Origin of the sequence: Burkholderia sp. BCC1999 (assembly GCF_905339975.1) — a bacterium.
In the GTDB taxonomy this organism is placed as follows: Bacteria; Pseudomonadota; Gammaproteobacteria; order Burkholderiales; family Burkholderiaceae; genus Burkholderia.
In genome coordinates this window covers 95960-117517 of sequence record NZ_CAJPHP010000023.1, presented here as the reverse complement: position 1 = coordinate 117517, position 21558 = coordinate 95960, and the positions used below count along the sequence as shown (strand labels likewise).

Genomic DNA, 21558 nt, shown 5'->3' with positions numbered 1-21558 from the left:
GAATATGATGCCGAATATGATGGATCGTCATGATGCACCCGAAAGACCATGCAGAACAAACATGAAAATTAGCGATATCGACGCTTTTGCAGCGGTCGTCCGCTGCCAGACCCTGAGCCAGGCCGCGGCCGAGCTCGGGATGACGCAGCCCGCGATCACGCGGCGCGTCCAGAATCTCGAGGAAGCGCTCGGCGTGATCCTGCTCGACCGCAATACGAAACCGCCGCGCCCGACCGACATCGGCCGGCAGGTTTTCGAGCAGTGTCGCGCGATCCTGCGCGAGGTCGATGCGCTGCGCGAGCTGACGGCCGGCGAGCAGCCGCCCGCCGGCGAATTCCGGATCGGGCTCACGCAGGGGCTCGGCGAACTGATGCTGCCCGCGCTGATCGCCGAACTCGCCACTCAATGGCCCGCCCTCGCGACCCAGGTCACGACGGCCTGGGGCGGCATGCTCGTCGAGCGTGTCGCGCGCCGCGAACTCGATGCGGCGCTCGTGTTTCTCGCACGCGAAATGGTGCTGCCGGCGCAGGTCGCGGGCGAACGGCTGCTGGCCACGCGGCTCGTCGCGGTCGGCCGCAAGGGCGACTGGCCGCGCCGCAGCTACCGGCTCGCCGACTGCCACGCGCGCGGCTGGGTACTCAATCCCGACGGCTGCGGCTTTCGCGCGGGCCTGCGGCGCGCGCTCGACGCGCAGGGCCTGCCGATGCCGGTCACGCTCGACACGTACGGCCGCGACCTGCAACTGCAGAGCGTCGCGAACGGCTTCGGCATCGGGCTGATGCCGCTGCCGCTCGTCGAAGGCAGCCCGCTGCGCGATGCGCTCGACATCGTGCCGCTTGCCGATTTCAAGCCGCAGATCGACCTGTGGCTGCTGCGCCGGCACGATGCGGCCCGCCTCGATGCGCCGCTTGCCGCCGTCGCCGCGCATGCGCGCACGGCGTTCTCGTTGCCCGAACAGACGCACGGCAAGGCCGCTTGACCGTACCGGGCGGCGGCGACATTGCGCCGCCCGATCAACGCCCGCGCCAGCCGTGCTCCAATCACGCATCGCTGCGGCCGCGTCCGGTCTCGCTGACCGACGCCCCGCCCGTCTCCGTTTCGCTCTCCGTTTCGCTCTCCGTTTCGCTCTCCGTTTCGCTCTCCGTTTCGCTCTCCGTTTCGCTCTTCGTTTCGCTCTTCGTTTCGCCCCGGCTCGCCGCGTCGAGCACCGCCCGCCCCGCCGCCACCGCGATCGCGTCGTCCTGCGGCGTATGCACGCGGCTGCACAGCACATCGCGATAGTGCCGCTCGAGCGGATTGGTGCGACTCAGCCCGTGATTGCCCGACAGCTTCAACGCCTGCTCGACCGTGCGGATCGCCTGCTCGGTCACGGTGCGCTTGACGAGGCCGCTCGTCGTCACCGGCGGCGCATTGCCCGCGTCGGTGCGCACGATGTGATCGTCGAGGAGCACGCGGTTCGCATGCAGCCAGCCCTCGATTTCTCCGACCGCTTCCTGCACACGCGGCAGCGTCGCGAGCGGCGCACCGAGCCCGCTCGGCGCACGTGTCGTCGCGAATCCGACCAGCCAGTCGCGCGACGCCCGCGCGACCGCGTCGTACAGGCTGCCGAGCAGCGCGACCATCCACGCCTGCTGGTCGGCCTGCGCGTCGGCATCCGCATGGGTTGCAGTCGACACGGCCCACGCGTCCGGCGTTCGCACGTCGACCGCGTGATCGGCTGGCAGCCGCACATCGTCGAACACGACTTCGTGACTGCCCGACGCACGCAAACCGAGGTGGTTCCAGCTTTCGATCACGCGGATGCGGTCGCCATCGGCATCGCGGTCGCGCGGCACGAGGAATACGCCGACGCGCGGCTCCGGTTCATCGGTGCGCGCCCACACGGCCAGCCAGCGCAACGCCGGAATGCCGGTGCTGTACAGCTTGTGGCCGGACAGCCTCCAGCCGTCACCGTCGCGCCGCGCAATGGTCGCCGGCAATCCGCCGCGTGACGGCGAGCCGAGCGCCGGCTCGACGCGTAGCGCGTTGATCAGCGCGCCATGCGCGACCGCGCTGTCGAACACCGCGCGCCGCACCTGGGCCGGCCAGCGGTTGTCGGCGCGGCCGAGCGCGCGATGCTGCAGGTACGTCATCGTCAGCACCAGCGCCGTTGCCGGATCGGCCCGCGCGACGGCGGCCACGATCCGGCTCGCCTGAGCGAGCGTCGCACCGGCGCCGCCATGCTCGCGCGGCACGACCTGCGCGATCAGCCCCGCGCGATGCAGCCGTGCGAAGTTCTCGTGCGGAAAACGGCCGTCGACGTCATTGCGGGCCGCATCCGCGGCGAGTTCGGGCGCGAGACGGTCGAGCAGCGCGGCGACGCGCGCGTCGTCGACATCGTCGGTGGGCAGGAGGCGCAGCGAAGGCTGCGGAGACGGCGAGGAAGCGGCAAGGCTGGCGGACATCGAAACGGATTCCCTGGGTAGTACGGACAGGCGGCAAACGCGACGGAAAGACGGCACGCGCGGCAATCGATCGCCGCGCCGCGCGGCTTCTCGTGAAGCCGGCGATCCGGAACGCGCGGCGCCGGATTCGCTGGCGCCCGCGCGCCCGATCGTTCGTGAGCCCACAGCGTATGCGCAGCGCACACGCGCCCAAACCATGCAAATCTGATATTCAAATCGTGATTGATTATTTCCATTCCGCATGATCGCGGCGTTAACCTGCGCTCCATTCCTGCCCGGCCGTGTGCCGGGACATCCCTGCACCGGAGACCCAGATGAGCGTCGAATTCATCGGCATGATTCAGAGCCAGAAGCAGTCGGAGATTCACCCGGCGTCCGGCCCCGTGGTCGATCCCGACTACGTGCGCGACTTCGCGCGCGCCCACGAAACGGCCGGCTTCGACCGGATCCTCGTGCCGCACCATTCGACCGGCCCGTCGGCTACGCTGACGATCGGGTTCGCGGCCGCCGCGACCGAGCGCATCCACTTCATGCTCGCGCATCGTCCGGGCTTCACCGCGCCGACGCTCGCCGCACGGCAGATCGCGACGCTCGACCAGTTCAGCCGCGGCCGGCTCGCCGTGCACTTCATCTCCGGTGGCTCGGACAGCGAGCAGCAACGCGACGGCGATTTCCTCGACCACGACGCACGTTACGCGCGCACCGACGAATACCTCGGCATCCTGCGACGGATCTGGACCGAGACGCAGCCGTTCGATCACGACGGCGCGCATTACCGCTTCAAGCAGGGCTTTTCGGAAGTGAAACCGTTCCAGCAGCCGCATGTGCCGATCTATTTCGGCGGCGCATCGGAAGCCGCGCTCGAAGTGGCCGGCAAGCACGCGGACGTCTACGCGCTGTGGGGCGAATCGCTCGATCAGGTGCGCGACCTGACGACCCGCGTGCGCGCCGAAGCCGCGAAGCACGGCAGGCAGGTGCGCTTCTCCGTGTCGTTCCGCCCGATCCTCGCCGCGACCGAAGACGAAGCGTGGTCGCGCGCGCACCGCATCCTCGACGAAACGCGCCGGCTGCGCGAAGCGGCCGGCCTCGGCGCCGGCGGCCCGCAGCAGAGCGAAGGCGCGCGCCGCCTGCTCGCCGCCGCCGATCGCGGCTCGCGCGTCGACAAGCGGCTGTGGACCGAGATCGCGAAGCTCACCGGCGCGCGGTCGAACTCGACGGCGCTGGTCGGCACGCCCGAACAGGTTGCCGATGCGCTGCTCGACTACTACGACCTCGGCGTGGCGACGTTCCTGATCCGCGGCTTCGACCCGCTGGAAGACGCGATCGACTACGGCCGCGAACTGATTCCGCGCGTGCGCAGCGCCGTCGCCGCACGCGACGCGGCGCGCCACGCTGCCTGAGCCCAACGGAGCGATACCTCATCATGTCCGCTGTCCTTTCCTCGCCCGTCCGCACCGCGTCGGGCCTCGAACTCGCCGAAGCACCGCGCCAGCATTTCTGGTTCGACGCGCCCGCGCCGCGCATCGACATCGCCGCCGAACGCCGCCACCGTCAGGAGCGGCTCGCGGCCGCGTTCCGCCTGTTCGCACGCTTCGGTTTCGCGTCGGGCCTCGCCGGCCACATCACCGCGCGCGACCCCGAATTGCCCGACCATTTCTGGGTGAATCCGCTCGGCGTGCATTTCTCGCAGATCAAGGTGTCCGACCTGCTGCTCGTGAACGCGCGCGGCGAAACCGCGATCGGCACGCGGCCGCTGAACAAGGCCGCGTTCGCGATCCATGCGGCGATCCACGAAGCCCATCCGCACGTCGTCGCCGCCGCGCACACGCATTCGACCTACGGCAAGGCGTGGTCGACGCTTGGCCGCCCGCTCGATCCGCTCACGCAGGACGCCTGCGTGTTCTATGAGGATCACGCGCTGTTCGACGACTTCACGGGGATGGTCGTCGACACGAGCGAAGGCGCACGGATTGCCGATGCGCTCGCGAAACCGGACGGCACCACGCACAAGGGCGTGATCCTGAAGAACCACGGGATCCTGACGGCCGGCCCGACGGTCGAGGCCGCCGCGTGGTGGTACATCGCGCTCGACAACGCCGCGCACACGCAGTTGCTGGCCGAAGCGGCCGGCACGCCGCAGCCGATCGATCACGCCACCGCGCGCCACACACACGGCCAGATCGGCGGCCCCGAGGGCGCGCTGCATGCGTTCGACAGCCTGTTCGCGCGCGTCGTCGCCGACGAACCCGACCTGCTCGACTGAGCGCCTTTCCGCACGACCGGAGACCAGACCACATGACCCGAACCACCGCACCCGCGCCCGCCGACGCGCACGACGACACACGCCGCAAGCTGCTGCGCGCGGCCGGCGCCGCCGCGCTCGCCGTGCCGGCGATCACGCTCGGCCGCAAGGCATGGTCCGCGCCGCCGCTGAAGAAGCTCACCTTCGCGTGGAACCAGAACGCGTTCTGCCTGACGCCGATCGTCGTTGCGCAGGAGCGCGGCTTCTTCGAGAAAAACGGCCTGAAGGTCGAGCTGATCAACTACAGCGGCTCGACCGACCAACTGCTCGAATCGATCGCGACCGGCAAGGCCGATGCGGCGGTCGGGATGATCCACCGCTGGCTGAAGCCCCTCGAAGCCGGCTTCGACGTGAAGATCATCGGCAGTTCGCACGGCGGCTGCGTGCGGCTGCTCGGCGCGAAGGCGGCCGGCGTCACGACGCTGCAGGCGCTGAAGGGCAAGACGGTCGGCGTCAGCGATCTGGCCGCGCCCGGCAAACACTTCTTCTCGATCCTGCTCGCGAAGAACGGGATCGATCCCGAGCGCGACATCACGTGGCGGCAGTATCCGGCCGACCTGCTCGGCGTCGCGGTCGACAAGGGCGAGATCCACGCGATCGCCGACGGCGACCCGAATCTCTATCTGCTCGAAAAGCGCAGCAACGGCGCGTACACGGAACTCGCGACGAACCTGTCCGGCGAATACGCGCGCAAGGTGTGCTGCGTGATCGGCGCGCGCGGCGATCTCGTCCGCAACGACCGGCCGTCGGCCGCCGCGCTTGCGCGCTCGATCGTGCAGGCCACCGAATACACGCACGACAACCCGAACGAAGCCGCGAAGGTGTTCGCGAAGTATTCGCCGAAGATCAGCCCCGAGGATCTGCGCAAGCTGTACGCGACGCTCACCTACACGCATCACCCGACCAACGTCGATCTGCAGCAGGAAATCGCGTTCTATGCGGACGATTTCCGCCGCATCAGCGTGCTGAAGAAGAGCACGGACCCGCAGCGTTTCGCGCAGCAGGTCTACGCCAACGTACTGGGGTAACGCGATGTCGACGATCGAACACGCTTCCACGGCTCGCACCGCCTCGGCGCCTGCCGGCGGCAAACCGGCCGCGCCCGCGCGCATCGCCTGCACGGCGTGCGAAGCCACGCTGGCCGCCGAAGCGCGCCGCGCGCGCACCTGGCCGACCGGGATCGCGGCCGCGCTCGCCTGGGCGGCGCTCGGCGCGCTCACGCACCTGTGGCCGAACCGCGTCGTCGGCTTCAGCGACTGGGCGTATACCGACACGTTCGGCACGGCCGCGTGGACGATCGCCGCGCTGCTACTCGCCGCCGCGACACTCGGTCATCTCGTCCCCGCGACGCGCACGCGGCTCGCACGCGTGCGCCCGGCCGGCCCGTGGCTCGTCGCGCTGCCGCTCGTGCTCGCCGCGTGGGAAATCGCCACCGCGAAAACCGGCTGGCTGCCGACGCCGTTCTTTGCGCCGCCGCAGGCGCTGATCGAGGTCTACGTCGACGACTGGCCGCGCCTGCTGGGCAGCGCCGGCAATACGCTGAAGCTGCTCGCGCTCGGGTTTGCCTATGGCGTGGCCGTCGGCTTCGCGGTCGGCGTGTCGATCGGCTGGTCGCGCCGGATCGGCTACTGGGTGCATCCGGTGCTGCGCGTGCTCGGCCCCGTGCCGGCCACCGCGCTGCTGCCGCTCACCTTCTACTTCTTCCCGTCGAGCTATTCGGCCGCCGCGTTCCTGATCGCGCTCGCCACCGGTTTCCCGGTCGCGGTGCTCACGTGGTCGGGCGTCGCAAGTGTCAACAAGCAGTACTACGACGTCGCGCGCACGCTCGGCGCGAACGCGCGCTTCCTCGTGCTGCGCGTCGCGATTCCGGCCGCGCTGCCGCACGTGTTCGTCGGCATCTTCATGGGGCTGAGTGCGTCGTTCACCGTGCTGGTCGTCGCCGAGATGATGGGCGTCAAGTCGGGGCTCGGCTGGTACCTGAGCTGGGCGCAGGGCTGGGCGTCGTACGTGAACATGTATGCGGCGCTGATCGTGATGGCGTTGCTGTTTTCCGGGTTGATCGCGCTGCTGTTCGCGGTGCGCGACCGTGTGCTCGCGTGGCAGAAAGGAACCGTCAAATGGTAAGTGCCGCCGTACTCGAACCGTCCGTTACCGCAGCGCCCGCCGCTTCTTCCACCATCACGCCGCCGCGCGGTGCGCGCATCGACATCCGCCGCGTGAGCCATGCGTTCGACGGCCCCGGCGGTGCGCTGCCGGTGCTCGACGACGTCACGCTGTCGGTCGCGGCCGGTGAATTCGTCGCGCTGCTCGGCCCGAGCGGCTGCGGGAAATCGACGCTGCTGCGCCTCGTCGCGGGGCTCGATGCCGCGCGGCAAGGCGCAATTGCGCAGGACGGCGTGCCGATCGAACAACCCGATCCGTCGCGCATCGTCGTGTTCCAGGACCCGACGCTGTACCCGTGGCGACGCGTGCGCGCGAACGTCGCGCTCGGCCTCGAAGCGCGCGGCGTGGCGCGAACCGCGCAGCATCGCGTCGACGATGCGCTCGCGCGCGTCGGGCTGCAGGACTTCGCGAACGTGTTCCCGCACCAGTTGTCCGGCGGGATGGCACAGCGTGTCGCGCTCGCCCGCGCGCTCGTCAACGATCCACGCCTGCTGATTCTCGACGAGCCGCTCGGCAAGCTCGATTCGCTGACCCGCCTCACGATGCAGGCCGAACTGACCGCGCTGTGGCAACGCGACGGGTTCTCGGCGCTGCTCGTCACGCACGATGTCGAGGAAGCGCTGTTCCTCGCGCAGCGTGTGATCGTATTCGGGCCGCGCCCGGCACGAATCGTCGCCGAACTGCACGTCGACCTGCCCTACCCGCGCCATCGCGGCGACCCGCGCCTCGCCGAATTGCGCCACGACGCGCTGCGGCATCTCGGGCTCGACGCGAGCTGGTAAATGCGGGGAGCCGTTCGACGTCCGGTTGCTGCACGGCTCAGGCGCGCGCGATGAACGCACCGCCGTTCGCCGACTGGGCCATCGCCTTCCTGCAACTGCTGTATCGCGCGCAAGTCGCGTTGGCACATGTGCTGCACGCGGCCGGCCTGACCGGTGACGCCGACGGTCAGGCTGCCTGGCCGTGGACGCACCGCATCGCGCTCGAAACGCTGCGCATCGATGCAGGACTCACGCGGCAACTCGCGTTCGCCAGTGCAGTGACGGCGCTCGCCGTCGTGCTCGCCGGCATCGCGCTCGCTTCGCGCAAGTGGCGTACCGCATCGGCGATCGCCGCGCTGGCCGTCGCATGGTTCGCCCCGTGGCCGCCGTCGTCGCTGTGGCTCGCGCCCGCCGTGCCGACGAGTTTCCAGCGCGATCCCGCGCCGTTTTCCGTATCGAACGTGATGCGCGGAGCGCACCTGTATGCGCAACACTGCGCGGCCTGCCACGGTGTGGACGGCCGGGGCGAAGGGCCGCTCGCGGCCACGCTCGCGCACTGGCCGCCGACCTTCGCCGGTGCGCTGCTTGCGCGCCGTCTCGACGGCGAACTGTTCTGGCGTGTGCGGCACGGCACGCACGATGAGCACGGCGCATCGACGATGCCCGGTTTCGCCGCGACACTCGGCCCGCAGGACACGTGGGCCGTACTCGACTACCTGAAGGCGCTGGCCGCGGGCAGCGGCGCGCAGGCGGAAGGCGCGTGGCCGGTGCCCGTCCCGCTGCCGGCGCTCGACGTGCGCTGCGGCGACGCCGCGCCGCAATCGCTCGATCGCTGGCGCGAAGGCCAGCGCGTGCGCATCGTCGCGCTCGCGCCGGGCGCGGCGCCACCGCCGGAAGACGCGCGCTGGCAAACCTTGCTCGTCACTGAACGCAGCGCGTCCGTGGCGCCTTCGACCGGCACACGCGCGAACTGCGTCGCGACGACGCCCGATGCGTGGCGCGCGTTCGCGACGATCGCCGGTGTCGCGCCCGAGGCGCTCGGCGGCACACAGCTGCTCGCCGATCGCCGGGGCTGGCTGCGGGCGCGCGCGTTGCCGGGCAGTGCCGGCTGGTCGGATGCCGACCTGCTGTGCCGCTCGGATGCGGCTGCACGACCCGCCACGCCGGCCGCCGGCGGCGACGCGCTGACCGCCCTGCTGCTGCGCGTCGACACGGAACCCGTGCGCGACGTGCAGGCCGGGCTTCCGCATTGACTCCCCGAACCTTTCCCCTGACCGAACTTGACGATGAATCCGACCCGACGCCATTTCCTCGCGCAAGCGAGCGCCCTCGCCACGATCGCCGCGGCGCCTGCCGCGCTGCGCGCGCAATCGGGCGCACGGCCGCTGCTGCGCGCCGGCGACCAGAAAGGCGGGCTGCGCGCGCTGCTCGAAGCGGCCGGTGAACTGAACGGCCTCGCGTACGACATCGCGTGGACCGAGTTTCCGGCCGCCGCACCGCTCGCCGAAGCGCTGAACGCGGCAGCCGTCGACTGCGGGCCGATCGGCGACGCGCCGGTGATCTTCGCGCTCGCATCGGGCGCGCGCATCAAGGTGATCGGCGCGAATCGTTCCGATCCGTACGGCACCGCCGTGCTCGTGCGGCCCGACGCCGCGCTGAAAGGTGCGGCCGACCTGAAGGGCAAGCGCATCGGCACCACGCGCGGTTCGATCGGCCATTTCGTCACGCTGAAGGCGCTCGACGCGGCCGGCCTGCCACCAGATGCCGTGTCGTTCCGCTTCCTGCCGCCGGCCGACACGATGCTTGCACTCGCAACCGGTTCGATCGATGCATGGGCGACCTGGGAGCCCTACACGGCGCTTGCCGAAACGAGCGGCCGCGCACGCGTGCTGGTCAACGGCCGGGGGCTCTGGTCGGGCCTCAGCTATCTTGCGGCGACCGACGCGGCGATCGCATCGAAGCGCGACGTGCTGCACGATTTCCTGCGGCGCGTCGTGCGCGCGCAGACGTGGTCGTACCGGCATACCGACGCATACTCGGCGGCGCTCGCGCGCATCATCGGCATTCCGCCGGCCGCCGCGAAGCTGCAGTTCGAGCGCCGCAACACGCGCTGGCTGCCGATCGACGCAACGGTGATCGCCGAACAGCAGCGCACGGCGGACTTCTACCTGAAGGCCGGGCTGCTGCGCCAGCCGCTCGACGTCCGCACGACGTTCGACACGGGTTTTCCGCTCGCCTGAACGGCCGCACGGCAGCGTGCAACCGCTCCAACGGCTTCGGCACGATCTGGCACAATCGCAACTCGACCATCCTGCGTTCAGCCAGCGTCATGCCAGCCATCACCGAACTCTTCGTCTACCCGATCAAATCCTGCGCCGGCATTGCGCTCACGCGGGCGCAACTGCTCGAAACGGGCCTCGCGTATGACCGCCACTGGCTGATCACCGATCCCGACGGGCAGATGATCACGCAGCGCACGCACCCGCGCCTCGCACTGATCCGCACGGCGCTCGACAGCGATGCGCTCGTGCTGAACGCGCCGGGCATGCCGGAACTCCGCACGCCGCTCGACGGCGACGCAACGCCCGCGACGCCGAAGATGGCCGCGACCGTCTGGCGCGACACCGTCGACGCGATCGACACGGGGGCCGAAACGGCCGCGTGGCTCACCGACTACCTCGGCACGCCGACGAAGCTCGCACGCTTCGGGTCCGGCTCACGCCGTGGCTGCAACCGCAAATGGACCGGCGAGATCGATACGCATACGCAGTTCTCGGACGGCTATCCGCTGCTCGTGATCGGCCAGTCGTCGCTCGACGACCTGAACGCTCGGCTCGCCGCGAAAGGCGCGCCGGCGATTCCGATGAACCGCTTCCGCCCGAACATCGTCGTGTCGGATCTCGATGCGTACGAAGAGGACTTCGTCGAACACCTCGACACCCATGGCGAAACGCCCGTGCGGCTGCGCCTCGTGAAGCTGTGCACGCGCTGCCCGATGCCGACGATCGACCAGGCCACCGGCGCGCCCGATCCCGCCTGGCCGCACGAGCCGACCGACACGATGCAGGGCTATCGCGCGAACCCGAACTACGACGACGCGCTGACGTTCGGCATCAATGCGATCGTCGTCGAAGGCGCCGGTGGGTGGCTGGAGATCGGTCAGCCGGTCGAAGCGGAGATCGGGTTCGGCGACTGAGCCGCACTGACGGTACCCTGTCACCCTCACCGTCGGGAAGCAGCCGCTTGCAGCGTCGTCATGCGGCGCGCTGAACTGGCTCGGTCACCGCCACCGGCAGCCGGATCGTCACGACCAGCCCGCCACCGGCCGCATCGGCGAGCGTCACGCCGCCCTGATGCACGCGTGCGATCTCCCGCACGATCGACAGCCCGAGCCCCGTCCCTTCGACCGTCTGCGTCTTGCTGCCGCGATGGAAGCGCTCGAACACCGCGTCGCGTTCGTCCACCGGAATGCCCGGCCCGTTGTCGATCACGTCGAGCCGCGCGTGCTCGCCGTCGCGCGACACACGCACCGTAATCACTGCATGGTCGCCCGCATAGCGGATCGCGTTGTCGATCAGGTTGCCGATCATCTCGCCGAGCAGATCGGACTGCCCGAGCACGTCGACGTCGGCCTCGTGCTCGAAGCCGAGATCGATGTCGCGCGCACGGGCGACCGGCGACCAGTCGAGCGTCACGCTGCGCGCGAGCCGGTGCAGTGCGACCGGCTTGTGCGCGACCGCATGGCCGCTGTCGGAATCGAGCCGCGACAGCGACAGCAGTTGCTGGACGATCTTCGCGGCCTGCCGCACCGCGCCGTTCGCGCGCCGCAGATGCCCGTTCGCGCGCGGCTGCTCGTCGGGCCGCAGCGCGAGCTCGACGCCGGCCTGCACGGCCGCGAGCGGCGTCTTCAACTGATGGGCCGCATCGGCAAAGAAGCGACGCCGTGCGACCTGCATCCGCTGCGTGCGGCCGATGTACTGGTTGATCGAATCGACGAGCGGCGCCAGTTCGCTCGGCATCGCACCGGTGTCGAGCGGTGTCGTGTCGTCCTCGCTGCGCGCGGCGACGGTGGCCGACAGCCGGTTCAACGGCCGCAGCCCGCGCCCGACGCCGAGCCACACGATCCCGAGCGCGAGCACGACGAGCAGCCCCTCCTGCAGCAGCGACCCGACCAGGATCTCGCGTGCGAGCGCCTGGCGCGCCTCGATCGTCTCGCCGACCATCACCCACACGATGCGCGACTGCGCGGTCGGCACATCGTGCACCGGGATGCGCAGCGCGGCCATCCGCAACTGCTCGCCGCGATAGACGACGTCGTAGTAGCGCGTGACGAACAGCGCGCCGTCGCCCGCGTCGCGCCCCTGCGGCAGCGGCAGGTCCGGATAGCCGGTGATCGTGTGGCCGTTGTCTTCGCGGATCAGATAGTAGATCTTGCCGCCGTCGCTCGATTCGAGCATTTCGAGCGCGAGATACGGCAGGTCGACCTCGATCTCGCCGTCGTTGAGCCGCACGCCTTCGCGAATCGACTTCAGCGACGACGACAGCGTACGGTCGAACGCGACGTGCGCGGCGCTCATCGCACGCTGGTACGTGAGCCACGAGTCGAGCGCGAGCAGCCCGAGCAGCGGCAGCAGCAGCCACAGCGCGACCTGCGTGCGCAGGTTCGGGCGGGGCATCATGCCTCCCGCCGGACCGCCCGAAGGGGCGCAGCGGGGAATTCCGGTCCCATGCAAGGCAAGTGCGCGTTGGGACGGTTCACTCGGCCGTCTCCGCCTTCGCTTCCAGCAGATAACCGAGCCCGCGCAACGTGACGATCGCGACACCCGTGTTTTCGAGCTTCTTCCGCAACCGGTACACGTAGATCTCGATCGCATCGGCATTGACCGACTCGTCGAGCCCGAAGATCTTCTCCGACAGCGTGTCCTTGTTGATCGCGCGGCCGTTGCGCAGGATCAGCACCTCGAGCACCGAGCGCTCGCGCGGCGTGAGCGACAGCGGCTCGCCCGCGAGATGAAAGCTGCGGTCGATACTGTCATACGAAAGCGGCCCGCACTCGACGCGCGAATGCTCGTGGCCGAGGCTGCGCCGGATCAGCGCGCGGGCACGCGCTTCCAGTTCGGTCAGCTCGAACGGCTTCGCGAGATAGTCGTCGGCGCCGAGATCGAGCCCCTTCACGCGGTCCTCGACCGACCCGTGCGCGGTGAGAATCAGCACCGGCACCGGGTTGCGGCGCGCGCGCAGCCGCCGCAACACCTCCAGCCCGTCGAGCTTGGGGAGCCCGAGATCGAGGATCACCAGCGCGTAATCCTGCGTGCGCAGCACGTGGTCCGCCGCCTCGCCGTCCGCCATGTGATCGACCGCGAAGCGCGCGGCGCTCAGCGCGTCGTTCAGCGACTGGGCCAGGTTCGGATTATCTTCGACGAGCAGCACACGCATGGGGATTCCGGTAAGGTCAGCGACAGGCCGCTACATTACATGATCCTTTCCATGCCGACGCCTCGCGGAAACACGGGTTGCGCGGGGGCCGCCAGGCCGCCGCGCGCCGCCCCGACGGCTGCCGCTCAGCGCTCGGCAGCGGAACGGCTACCCGGCGCGAAGCGCGTATCGCCGGTCACGCGCCGCTCGCGAAAGCCGACCACCACCGCGGCGAACGCGACGCTCGCGCCGGCCGTGACGACGATCATCGGGCGCGCGGTACCGTCCGACAGCGATGCCAGCACGCCGCCGCACGCGGCCGTGATCGCCATCTGGATAAAGAAGAACAGCCCCGACGCCGTGCCGGCGATCTTCGTGTACGGCTGCATCACCGCGAACTGGCAGGCCGGAATCGCGATCCCGACGGCGATCATCACGACGAACATCGGCACGACCAGGGCCGCTACGGCCGTCGGGGCGATCGTGCCGCCGATCCACAGCACGGTGGCGCCGGCCAGATTGACGACGGCCGCCACCGCGATGACCGAATCGGGCTTCCAGCGCGTGCTGGTCCGCGCGAACGCGCTCGAGCCGATCAGGTAGCCGAGCACGGTCACGCCGAAGATCGCCGCATAGACCGGGCCGGACACGCCGATCTGCCGCTGAAACAGCGTCGACGATTCCGCGATGAACGGATAGTACGTGCAGTAGACGAAGCTGATGGCCAGCGAATAGCGCAGGAAACGGCGTTCGCGCAACAGGCCGGCGTAAGTCTGCAGGAGCCCCGGGCCGGGCGCCGGCCGCACATCGCGTTCGCGCGTCTCGGGCAAATGACGCAGCACCATCGCGGTTGCAACCAGCCCGCCCGCCGCCAGCCACCCGAACACGCCGCGCCAGCCGAACCACTCGGCGATCGCGCTGCCGGCCAGCGGCGCGACCACCGGCGACAGCGCCATGCCGGCCGAGATATGACCGAGCATCGTGGCCTGCGTCTCGGCCGGATAGCGTTCGCGCACGATGACGCGGCCGATCACCGTGCCGATGCAGCCGCCCAGCGCCTGAAAGATGCGCGCGACGATGAGGGCCGGGATGTTGATCGACAGCGCGCACGCCGCGCTCGCGACGACGTACACGCACAGGCCGCCGAGCAGCACGGGACGGCGGCCGTAGCGGTCGGACAATGGCCCGGATACCAGCATCGACAGCGCATAGCCGACCATGTACAGGGTCAGCGCGAGCTGCAACTGCGCGTCGGTGCCGTGCAGCGCATCGGCCATCGCGGGCAGCGACGGCAGGTATGCATCGATCGTGACGCGCGGCAGGCACACGACGAGCATCAACAGGAACAACCCGCCCCGCTGGGGCGATGAGCGTGTCTTCATGCGGCAAGTCCGTTTCCGGTCCGGAGAGATGGGGTCGACAGCAATCTAAGGGGAAAGTGATATAAGCTGAAGGACCATTAAATCGACCACTGACTGGACCACTATGGCGCGAGGCAAAGCCGCGATTCCGCTCGACCTGCCGCGCCCTTCCGGGCTGGCGGCCGGCAGCCCGCAGTCGAAACAGGAATGCATCGCCGACACGATTCGCGACGCGATCCTGAAGCGCCTGCTGCCCGCCGACAGCCCGCTGCCGTCGAGCCGGACGCTGGCCGCGCGCTGGGACATCGCGCGCGGCACCGTCGAAGCGGCGTACGACATCCTGTGCGCCGAGGGCTACATCGCACGCACGCAAGGGTCCGGCACGCGGGTCTGCGCGGTGGTGCCGGACAGCTATCTGCGCGCGGTCGCGCAGCCTCATGCCCGCGACGCACGCGCCGCGCCGGCAAGCGCGCAGGATGCGGCCGAGCCCGAACACGGTGTGCGCCCGGGCGTCCCGTTCGTCGCGCGGCTCGCCGATCCCGGCCTGATGCCGATGCAGCAATGGAAGAAGGCGCTCGGCGCGAGCCTGCTTGCCGCGACGGCGCACGACCTCGGCGCGACGCCCGCGCAAGGCGTCGACAGCCTCCGTGGCGAAATCGCCACGTACCTGCGGGAATACCGCGGCATCCCGTGCGACGCCGCCGACATCTTCATCACGACCGGCATCCGCCATTCGATCGATCTCGTCGCGCGCACGCTGCTCACGCCCGGCTCGACGGTGCTGATGGAAGATCCGGGCTACGTGTCTGCGTGGCAGATCTTCACGATCGCGGGCGCGTCCGTGATCGACGTGCCGGTCGATCGGGAAGGCATCGATACGGCGTCGCTGGACCGCTATCCCGATGCGCGCGCGGCCTATGTGACGCCCGCCCACCAGGCGCCGCTCGGCGTCACGATGTCGGTGTCGCGCCGGCTCGAACTGCTCGACTGGGCGCAGCGCAGTCGCACGTGGATCATCGAGGACGACTACGACGGCGAATTCAGCTACCAGACCGCCCCGCTGCCCGCGCTGAAATCGCTCGACGCGTGCGATCGCGTGATCTATTGCGGCTCGTTCAACAAGACGCTGTTCTCGGGGCTGCGCATCGGCTTCATGGTCGTGCCGGCGGAACTGCGGCCAGCGCTGTCGGCCGTGTGGCATGCGACCGCACGCGCGGTCGGCGTAGCGCCCCAGCTGGCGCTGGCGCGCTTCATCGCCAACGGCGATTTTGCGAAGCACCTGCGCGCCGCGCGGCACGCGTACCGCCAGCGTCGCGACCTCGTGCTCGACCAGTTGGCGAAGCACGCCGGCGGACGGTACTCGGTGTCCGGCGAACACGCGGGCTTTCATTTCGTGCTGTGGCTGCCGCCCGGCATTGACGACGCAGCCTGTGTCGCACCGGCCCGTGCGGCCGGCATCGCGTTGCAGCCGATTCGCGAATTCTGTCGAAGCACCCGGCGCGACGCGGGGGTCGTCGTCGGGTATGCCGCGCTGACCGCCGCGCAGGCGCGGCATGGCGGCCGGATCCTCGGCAAGCTGCTGGCGGCCTCCGCATAGCCCGCCGTCATGACGGGCTGGTGCGCCCGCCCGAGCATCGCGTTCCTCCCATTCGAACCGTGCCGCGCACCGCGGCACCGGCGGCCGCGGCCGCGTCGACCTCGGGAAATCCATGACACAAACGGCGCGACTGCGAACAGAAATGAAAGCAGGCTGAAAGTGCCCCGCAATTAACATCCGCTCCACTCGAACAACACTATGCGTAACTGGAGGAAGACATGCCGTTTGCACCGAAGCACCTCGCCGCCGCGCTGGCGATCGTCCTGGGCACTGCCGCCGGCAGCGCCGTCGCGCAGGTTCCGGCCGGGTATCCGGGTAACTACCAGGGCGTAATCGACGCCGCGAAGAAGGAAGGCAAGCTGATCGTCTACTCGACGACCGACACGGGCCTCGTGCGTCCGCTGATCAAGGACTTCGAAAGCCTGTACGGCGTGAAGGTCGAGTACAACGACATGAACAGCACCGAGCTGTACAACCGCTACATCAGCGAGAACGCGGCGAGCAGCACCAGCGCCGACGTACTGTGGAGCTCGGCGATGGACCTGCAGGTCAAGCTCGTCAACGACGGCCTGATGGCGTCCTACGATTCGCCCGAAAGCCCGAACCTGCCGCAATGGTCGCAATACCAGAAGCAGGCGTACGGCACGACGTTCGAGCCGCTCGCGATCGTCTACAACAAGCGCCTGATCCCCGAGAACGAAGTGCCGACGACGCGCGCCGACCTGATCAAGCTGCTCACCACGCAAGCCGACAAGTTCAAGGGCAAGGTCACGACCTACGACATCGAGAAATCGGGCGTCGGCTTCAACTACCTGACGCAGGACGCGCACGTAAACGAGAAGGTCACGTGGGAACTCGTGAAGGCGATCGGCGCGACCGGCCCGAAGCTGCAGTCGAGCACGGGCGCGATGATGGAGCGCATCTCGTCGGGCGAGAACCTGATCGGCTACAACATCATCGGTTCGTACGCTTACGCGAAGGCGAAGAAGGACAAGTCGATCGGCTATGTGTTTCCGAAGGACTACACACAGGTCGTGAGCCGCCTCGCCACCGTGTCGAAGAAGGCGAAGAACCCGAACGCCGCGAAGCTGTGGGTCGACTACCTGCTGTCGAAGCGCGGCCAGACGCTGATCGCGAACCAGGCGAACCTGTACGCGATCCGCACGGACGTGACCGGCGAAACGTCGGCCGCGAGCCTGTCGAAGGAGCTCGGCGATTCGCTGAAGCCGATCCAGATCGGCACCGGCCTGCTCGTCTATCTCGACCAGTCGAAGCGCCTCGCCTTCCTGAAGCAATGGCAGCAGGCGATCAAGCGCTGATCCGCTGAGCAGCTGACCACCGGCCGCCCGCCGCGCATCGCGCGGGCGGCCCCTTCCCCTTACCGACTTCCTTGAGGCGGCCATCCGGATGGCCGCAGGGGCGAACTCATGCTTTCAACCAGCACACGCGGCACGGCACCGGCCGTTCCGCCCGCCACCGGCTCGCGCGACGCGATTCCCGCGCTGCCGGTCAACAGCCTGCAGCCGCTCGCCGGCATGCTGCGCTGGATCGTCATCGCGGTACTGACCATCGCGGTCGCACTGCCGCTCGGCTTCATCCTGTTCCAGAGCCTGCTGTCCGCGCCGTTCTTCGACGCGAACAGGACGCTCGGCATCGAAGGTTTCCGGTTCATCTTCAGCGATCCCGACTTCTGGTCGGCCGTGAAGAACTCGTTCATCATCGCCGGCGGGATGCTGTTCATCTCGATCCCGCTCGGCGGCATCCTCGCGTTCCTGATGGTGCGCACCGACCTGCCCGGCCGCCGCTGGCTCGAACCGTTGCTGCTCACGCCCGTGTTCGTGTCGCCGATGGTGCTCGCGTTCGGCTACGTGGTCGCGGCCGGCCCGGTCGGCTTCTACTCGGTGTGGTTCAAGGAACTGTTCGGGGTGCAGAACGTGCCCTGGAACGTGTACTCGATCTTCGCGATCACGGTGATCGTCGGCCTCACGCACGTGCCGCACGTGTACCTGTATTCGTCGGCCGCGCTGCGCAATCTCGGCTCGGACGTCGAGGAAGCCGCACGCGTGACGGGCGCCCGCCCGTTCCGCGTCGCGCTCGACGTGAGCCTGCCGATGACGATGCCCGCGCTGCTGTTCGCCGGCGTGCTCGTGTTCTTCCTCGGCTTCGAGGTGTTCGGGCTGCCGCTCGTGCTCGGCGATCCGGAAGGCCACCTCGTGCTCGCCACCTACCTGTACAAGCTGACCAACAAGCTCGGCGTGCCGTCGTATCACCTGATGGCCGCGGTCGCCGTGTGCATCGTCGCGATCACGTTCCCGCTCGTGCTGCTGCAGCGCCGCCTGCTGAAGACCGCGAACCGCTTCGTCACCGTGAAGGGCAAGGCCGGCCGCGCAACGGTACTGCCGCTCGGCGTGTGGCGCTGGGTCGCGCTCGCGATCGTCGCGCTGTGGCTGATGCTGACCGTGATCGTGCCGATCTCGGGCATCGTGCTGCGCGCGTTCGTGACCAACTGGGGCGAAGGCGTCGCGCTCGCCGAGGTGCTCACGCTGTCGAACTTCATCGAGCTGTTCGAGCAGGACAACCTGGTGCGCGCGATCGTCAACACGCTCGGCATCGGCGTGATCGGCGGTGCGCTCGCGATCGGCTTCTACTCGCTCGTCGCGTTCGCCGGCCACCGCCGCCCCGACTGGGCGACCAAGCTGCTCGACTATCTCGTGCTGCTGCCGCGCGCGGTGCCGGGCCTGCTCGCCGGTCTCGCGTTCCTGTGGATCTTCCTGTTCGTGCCGGGCCTGCGCGAGCTGAAGAACTCGATGTGGAGCATCTGGATCGCGTACACGGTCGTGTGGCTCGCGTACGGGATGCGACTCATCCAGAGCGCGCTGCTGCAGGTCGGCCCCGAACTCGAGGAAGCCGGCCGCAGCGTCGGCGCGACCCGCAGCCGCGTGTCGCTCGACGTGACGCTGCCGCTCGTGCGTTTCGGCCTGCTCGCCGCGTGGCTGCTGATCTTCATGATCTTCGAGCGCGAATACTCGACCGCCGTCTACCTGCTGTCGCCCGGCACCGAAGTGATCGGCGCGCTGCTCGTGTCGCTGTGGGCGACCGGCGCCGTCGACCAGGTTGCCGCGCTTTCTGTCATCAACATCGCGATGGTCGGCGCCGGTCTCGGCGTGGCCCTGCGCTTCGGAGTGAAACTTCATGGATAAGCTCATCGTCGACGATCTGCATCTCAGCTACGGCGCCAATCCGATCCTCAAGGGCGTGTCGTTCGAACTGAAGGCGGGCGAAGTCGTGTGCCTGCTCGGCGCGTCGGGCAGCGGCAAGACCACGCTGCTGCGCGCGGTGGCCGGCCTCGAACAGCCGTCCGACGGCCGCATCCAGCTCGACGACCGCGTGTTCTTCGACGGCGCGAAACGCGTCGACCTGCCCGTCGAGCAGCGCTCGCTCGGCCTCGTGTTCCAGTCGTACGCGCTGTGGCCGCACCGCACCGTCGCCGACAACGTCGGCTACGGGCTGAAGCTGCGCCGCGTAGCGCCTGCCGAACAGAAGCGCCGCGTACAAGCCGCGCTCGACCAGCTCGGCCTCGGCCATCTCGCCGAACGCTTTCCGCACCAGTTGTCGGGCGGCCAGCAGCAGCGCGTCGCGATCGCACGCGCGCTCGTCTACAACCCGCCGGTGATCCTGCTCGACGAGCCGCTGTCGAACCTCGATGCCAAGCTGCGCGAGGAAGCGCGTGCGTGGCTGCGCGAGCTGATCGTGTCGCTCGGGCTGTCGGCCCTGTGCGTGACGCACGACCAGACCGAGGCGATGGCGATGTCCGACCGCATCCTGCTGCTGCGCAATGGCCGCATCGAACAGGAAGGCACGCCGGCCGAGCTGTACGGCGCGCCGCGCTCGCTGTACACGGCCGAGTTCATGGGCAGCAACAACCGGATCGACGCGCGCGTCGCGGCGGTCGACGGTGAACGCGTGACGCTCGCCGGCGACGGCTGGGAACTGCAGGCGCTCGCCCGCGATACGTTCACGCCAGGCCAGGACGCGCAGGCCGTGATCCGCCTCGAACGCGTGCAGGTCACCGACGGCCCGGGCGCGAACCGGCTGCAGGCCGACCTCGTCACGTCGATGTATCTCGGCGATCGCTGGGAATACCTGTTCCATTGCGGCGAGATGCGCCTGCGCGCATTCGGCCATGTGCCGCGCGCGGCCGGCAAGCACTGGATCGAATTCCCGACCAACGACTGCTGGGCGTTCGCGAAAGCGGGCTGACCCGGTCGTGGCGGCACACGTGCCGCCGCATCTGTACGCCGCGCGCATCCCGCCGTGCAATGACACGCCTGTCCGGCGGACGCGTACCCGCGTTCGCCGCGGCCGGTTGCGCGCCGCCCCTGTTTCACCCCACCCACAAGAATCAAGGAGACACCGTCAATGAAGTCACGCGCAGAACGTTCCCTTCGCGCCGCCGTCCTGACCGGATCGGCCGCCGTCGCCGGCCTCGCGGCAGGCGCCGCGCACGCGCAGTCGTCGGTCACGATGTACGGGATCATGGATGCCGGCATCGAATACACGAACCACGCGGCGCCGGAAGGCGGCAGTTCGGTCAAGCTGAAGTCGGGCAACAAGAATACGTCGCGCTGGGGCCTGCGCGGCGTCGAGGATCTCGGCGGCGGGTTGAAGGCCGTGTTCCGCCTCGAAAGCGGGATCGACCTCGCGAACGGCGCGTTCGACGACGGCCCCGACTCGATCTTCGCGCGCCGCGCGACGGTCGGCCTGAAAAGCAAATGGGGCGAACTGACGCTCGGCCGCAACTACACCGTCACGTACGACTACATGCTGCCGTTCGACCCGATGGGTTACGCACAGAACTACTCGTGGGCCACGTCGTCGATGGCGACGGGCGGCCGCAAGGACGGCATGTTCACGCGCTCGTCGAACGCGGTGCGCTACGACGGCGAGTACAGCGGCTTCAAGTTCGGCGCGATGTACGGCTTCGGCAACGTGCCGGGCAGCATGAAGACCAGCTCGAAATACGACGTCGCGGTCGGCTACGAGAAGGGCCCGTTCGCGGCGGTCGTCACGTTCGACCGGCAAAACGGCGCGGCCGACAGCGTCACGCCGGCCGATACCGTCAACTACATCCAGGGCATCCACGCGGGCCTGAGCTACGACTTCGGCAACCTGAAGACGATGGCCGGCTATCGCAACTACAAGCGCACGTTCCACACCGCGGCGGCGAACCAGTTGAGCGACATGGTCTGGCTCGGCGGTTCGTACCAGTTCACGCCGGCGTTCTCGCTGATCGCGGCCGTCTATCACCAGAACATCAAGGGCGGCAGCGATGCCGATCCGACGCTGGTATCGATGCGCGCGAACTACGCGCTGTCGAAGCGCACGGTGCTGTATGCGGCCGGCGCGTTCGCGATCGCGAAACACGACCAGAAGGTCGGCGTGTCGCGCGATTTCGCGGGATACGGCACCACGCAGGTCGGTGTCACGGCGGGGATTCAGCAGCGGTTCTGAGTCC

18 protein-coding genes are annotated in these 21558 nt (G+C 68.9%); 14 read left to right on the top strand and 4 right to left on the bottom strand.

Annotated elements, in window-relative coordinates; genetic code table 11:
- Nucleotides 1–4: 4 nt before the first annotated feature.
- A complete protein-coding gene (locus U5809_RS28030) occupies nt 5–979 on the top strand; it encodes a LysR family transcriptional regulator (RefSeq protein WP_322088922.1) in 975 nt (324 codons plus the stop codon).
- Between the two features lie 61 nt (nt 980–1040).
- On the opposite strand, the gene U5809_RS28025 is transcribed toward U5809_RS28030, so the two are convergent.
- Entirely contained in the window at nt 1041–2444 is a 1404-nt protein-coding gene (locus tag U5809_RS28025) for an acyl-CoA dehydrogenase family protein (protein ID WP_322088921.1), read from the bottom strand.
- Between the two features lie 314 nt (nt 2445–2758).
- Between U5809_RS28025 and U5809_RS28020 the strand changes: the two genes are divergently transcribed.
- From U5809_RS28020 to U5809_RS27985, 8 genes are all read left to right on the top strand, one after another.
- On the top strand, nt 2759–3844 hold the full coding sequence (locus U5809_RS28020; protein WP_322088920.1) for an LLM class flavin-dependent oxidoreductase: 1086 nt from the start codon (nt 2759–2761) through the stop codon (nt 3842–3844).
- Nucleotides 3845–3867: 23 nt separating this feature from the next.
- A complete protein-coding gene (locus U5809_RS28015; protein WP_282510190.1) occupies nt 3868–4707 on the top strand; it encodes a class II aldolase/adducin family protein in 840 nt (279 codons plus the stop codon).
- 32 nt (nt 4708–4739) lie between these two features.
- Nucleotides 4740–5774, top strand: coding sequence for an ABC transporter substrate-binding protein (locus U5809_RS28010; RefSeq protein WP_322088919.1), 1035 nt, complete (start codon nt 4740–4742; stop codon nt 5772–5774).
- A 4-nt stretch (nt 5775–5778) separates the two neighbouring features.
- Nucleotides 5779–6870: an ABC transporter permease gene (locus tag U5809_RS28005; protein ID WP_322088918.1), complete on the top strand. Its 1092-nt coding sequence runs from the start codon at nt 5779–5781 to the stop codon at nt 6868–6870.
- Complete coding sequence (locus U5809_RS28000) at nt 6864–7691, top strand: ABC transporter ATP-binding protein (RefSeq protein ID WP_322088917.1); 828 nt, start codon at nt 6864–6866, stop codon at nt 7689–7691. The genes U5809_RS28005 and U5809_RS28000 overlap by 7 nt, the downstream gene beginning before the upstream one ends.
- Nucleotides 7692–7741: 50 nt before the next feature.
- On the top strand, nt 7742–8923 hold the full coding sequence (locus U5809_RS27995; protein ID WP_322088916.1) for a cytochrome c: 1182 nt from the start codon (nt 7742–7744) through the stop codon (nt 8921–8923).
- 33 nt (nt 8924–8956) lie between these two features.
- Nucleotides 8957–9910 carry an ABC transporter substrate-binding protein gene (locus U5809_RS27990; RefSeq protein WP_322088915.1) on the top strand — a complete coding sequence of 318 codons (954 nt, stop codon included), beginning with the start codon at nt 8957–8959 and terminating at the stop codon, nt 9908–9910.
- Between the two features lie 89 nt (nt 9911–9999).
- Nucleotides 10000–10866: an MOSC domain-containing protein gene (locus tag U5809_RS27985; RefSeq protein WP_322088914.1), complete on the top strand. Its 867-nt coding sequence runs from the start codon at nt 10000–10002 to the stop codon at nt 10864–10866.
- 58 nt (nt 10867–10924) lie between these two features.
- Here the strand turns inward: U5809_RS27985 and U5809_RS27980 are convergent, their stop codons facing one another.
- From U5809_RS27980 to U5809_RS27970, 3 genes are all read right to left on the bottom strand, one after another.
- Nucleotides 10925–12346, bottom strand: a complete 1422-nt coding sequence (locus U5809_RS27980; RefSeq protein WP_322088934.1) for a sensor histidine kinase — start codon at nt 12344–12346, stop codon at nt 10925–10927.
- A 79-nt stretch (nt 12347–12425) separates the two neighbouring features.
- On the bottom strand, nt 12426–13106 hold the full coding sequence (locus tag U5809_RS27975; RefSeq protein WP_006484260.1) for a response regulator: 681 nt from the start codon (nt 13104–13106) through the stop codon (nt 12426–12428).
- Nucleotides 13107–13231: 125 nt separating this feature from the next.
- Complete coding sequence (locus tag U5809_RS27970; protein WP_322088913.1) at nt 13232–14467, bottom strand: multidrug effflux MFS transporter; 1236 nt, start codon at nt 14465–14467, stop codon at nt 13232–13234.
- Nucleotides 14468–14570: 103 nt separating this feature from the next.
- On the opposite strand from U5809_RS27970, the gene U5809_RS27965 reads away from it, so the two are divergent.
- The 5 genes from U5809_RS27965 to U5809_RS27945 all read left to right on the top strand — a co-directional run bounded on the left by U5809_RS27965 (nt 14571) and on the right by U5809_RS27945 (nt 21554).
- Nucleotides 14571–16043 (top strand): PLP-dependent aminotransferase family protein, encoded by a 1473-nt coding sequence (locus U5809_RS27965; protein ID WP_322088912.1) that lies wholly within the window; start codon nt 14571–14573, stop codon nt 16041–16043.
- 218 nt (nt 16044–16261) lie between these two features.
- On the top strand, nt 16262–17362 hold the full coding sequence (locus tag U5809_RS27960) for an ABC transporter substrate-binding protein (RefSeq protein ID WP_322088911.1): 1101 nt from the start codon (nt 16262–16264) through the stop codon (nt 17360–17362).
- Nucleotides 17363–17470: 108 nt separating this feature from the next.
- On the top strand, nt 17471–19243 hold the full coding sequence (locus U5809_RS27955; RefSeq protein WP_322088910.1) for an iron ABC transporter permease: 1773 nt from the start codon (nt 17471–17473) through the stop codon (nt 19241–19243).
- Nucleotides 19236–20303: an ABC transporter ATP-binding protein gene (locus U5809_RS27950; RefSeq protein WP_322088909.1), complete on the top strand. Its 1068-nt coding sequence runs from the start codon at nt 19236–19238 to the stop codon at nt 20301–20303. Before U5809_RS27955 ends, U5809_RS27950 begins: the two co-directional genes overlap by 8 nt.
- 159 nt (nt 20304–20462) lie before the next feature.
- On the top strand, nt 20463–21554 hold the full coding sequence (locus U5809_RS27945) for a porin (RefSeq protein ID WP_322088908.1): 1092 nt from the start codon (nt 20463–20465) through the stop codon (nt 21552–21554).
- Nucleotides 21555–21558: the final 4 nt, after the last annotated feature.